Origin of the sequence: Puniceispirillum sp. (SeqCode) (assembly GCF_965657105.1) — a bacterium.
In the GTDB taxonomy this organism is placed as follows: domain Bacteria; phylum Pseudomonadota; class Alphaproteobacteria; order Puniceispirillales; family Puniceispirillaceae; genus Puniceispirillum.
Window position 1 is genome coordinate 1 of record NZ_CBFHNB010000112.1, and the last position, 2425, is coordinate 2425.

Annotated in this window: 3 protein-coding genes and 1 pseudogene; all 4 read left to right on the forward strand. The window is 52.7% G+C overall.

What is annotated here, in order from left to right; all coding sequences use genetic code 11:
- Positions 1 to 302 (forward strand): DUF6362 family protein (locus ACTF7Q_RS10545; protein WP_438997791.1); only part of this gene is annotated, 302 nt, incomplete at its 5' end.
- A 122-nt stretch (positions 303 to 424) separates the two neighbouring features.
- On the forward strand, positions 425 to 862 hold the full coding sequence (locus tag ACTF7Q_RS10550) for a hypothetical protein (RefSeq protein ID WP_438997792.1): 438 nt from the start codon (positions 425 to 427) through the stop codon (positions 860 to 862).
- A complete protein-coding gene (locus tag ACTF7Q_RS10555; RefSeq protein WP_438997793.1) occupies positions 816 to 2108 on the forward strand; it encodes a DNA-packaging protein in 1293 nt (430 codons plus the stop codon). The genes ACTF7Q_RS10550 and ACTF7Q_RS10555 overlap by 47 nt, the downstream gene beginning before the upstream one ends.
- Positions 2109 to 2154: 46 nt before the next feature.
- Positions 2155 to 2425, forward strand: a pseudogene (locus ACTF7Q_RS10560) (DUF4055 domain-containing protein); the annotation flags it as partial.

Sequence of the window (2425 nt, forward strand, 5' to 3'; positions counted from 1 at the left end):
GAAGTGCTTGGCCAGATATGATACGCGAATCAGCTATTTTATACAGTAAAACTAGGCGTTTATCGAAAATTCGCCCATCTCCGCAGGCGATTGATTCGATGGATGCCATGTTGGCTTTACTGTGGCATCTGAATTATGAAGCGCGTCAACTTGTCTGGGCGCGTGCGAATAATATTCCGTGGCGCATTCTGGTGGGGCGTTGTGGCAAAAGCCGATCTAGCCTTAACCGTGATTATAAAAAGGCTTTGGCCGCGCTTGAGACGATACAAAGTCAGCATGACGCCGCCCAGCACCATGATTGATATGAAAAATTGTGCGTGTTAATTATGAAATTAGCTTGACAAATGATACAAAATAGGATAAATCCTATTATATACTGACAGTCAATCTCTCCATCTTGACATAGGCTAGGTTCATTTCAAAAGTGACCCATGATGATTGCGAATGGCGAGATGCCTTTCTTGACTCCTTGCGGGTAACCGGAAATGTCAGTGCTGCCGCCCGACTTGTTGGGAGATCGCGTGCGTCTTTATATCGAATGCGGCGGATCGATCCGGACTTTGCATCAGCCTGGCAAGATGCGCTTGAGGAGGCGGTTGACTGGCTGGAACTAGAAGCCTTGCGCCGCGCTGTTGAAGGCATCAAGGAAGATCGATTTTCAAAGGGAGAGATTGTTGGAACGATCACCCGCTATTCGGATAGCCTGTTGATGTTTTTGCTGAAAGCACGGCGTCCCTGGCTGTATGACCGCCGGGTGTTGCGAGGCGGACAGACCAATACGGACGAGGATAGTTTTGACGCATCACGAGCAGCCCTTGAAGAAAAGCTGGATCGACTCGCTAATCTGTCTGCCAAAGACTGACCGCATAGCCTTTATTGACGGGCTAACCCCTGAGCAGATCAATCTGTTGTTATATGAATGGCAGTTATGGGCACGGCCAAAACAATTACCACCGGCTGGTGATTGGCGTGTTTGGTTATTGATGGCTGGTCGCGGTTTTGGCAAAACCCGGGCTGGTGCCGAATGGATAAGGTGGCTGGCCCAAAGTGGACGTGCGCGCCGTATTGCGCTGGTGGGCGAAACTTTTGATGATGCCCGCCAAGTTATGGTTGAGGGCATGTCAGGCATTTTGTCGGTTTGTCCACATTGGTCACGGCCAGCATGGCGGACGGGGCAAAGAACATTGATCTGGCCGTCAGGTACAGTTGCACGTTGTTATTCGGCAGATGATCCCGAACAGCTTCGCGGCCCCGAATTTGATTATGCGTGGGCGGATGAGATTGCCAAATGGCGCTATCCAAGCGCATGGGACAATCTGATGCTGGCATTGCGTATTGGCAAAAGCCCGCAATGTATAGCAACGACAACGCCGCGTCCGGTACGCTGGCTGGCTGATCTGGCGGCAGCTGAAGATACAGTGCATGTACAAGGGGCTAGCCGTGAAAATGCGGCTAATCTGTCACCTGCTTTTATGGCAGCGATGCACCGGCGCTTTGGTGATAGCTATCTGGCGCGTCAGGAGCTTGAGGGCATAATGATGTCAAACCTGCCTGATGCGTTATGGTGCCGAAATGATATTCTGCGTTTGCATCGTCCGATGCCAAAGCGGCACCGATTCATCCGGATTGTGATCGGCGTTGACCCGGCGATGGGCGGTGGTGATGAAACGGGTATCATTACCGCAGGCAAGGATCAGGATGGACATATCTGGATTCTGGCCGATGATTCACTACATGCGTCGCCAGATAGATGGGCAGTGCAAATACAAAGGGTTTTTCGGCAATGGCGTGCTGATAGTGTGATCGCCGAAATCAATCAGGGTGGCAGTTTGATCCGCACGCTTCTGGCACAGGCAGGGTGCTCATTGCCGATACGTGAAGTGCGCGCGATGCGATCAAAATCAATTCGCGCCGAACCAGTGGCTGCCGCCTATGCCCGCGGTGATGTTTCGCATGCCGGACAATTCGGCGCACTTGAAGATCAGATGTGTGCCTGTGTGCCAGGCCAACGGCAAACGCCATCACCAGATCGGCTGGATGCGATGGTCTGGGCGGTTAATGCCCTGCTGGGCGGGATCGAAACCGCCACGAAAGAGATGGCGTTTTAACGCTCTTTACCCTGTCGTGAGATACGACATTATTCGAGGATTCCTAATGACAGATAATGTGGCAACCCCGGGGATTGCACATCGGGCGATGGCGGCCGAATTGGATTTGCTGGCCGATCTAATGGGCGGCACCTTGAGTATGCGCGCTGCTGGACAACGCTGGCTTCCGCGTGAAGCTGCCGAAAGCTGGACAGCATGGCGTATCCGCTTGCAACGAACCGTCTTGTTTAACGGCTTGTCACGAACAGTGCAGGCATTGTCAGGACGCCCCTTTGCCCGCCCTGTAACGCTGGAGTCAAACATCCGGCCTTGCAAAA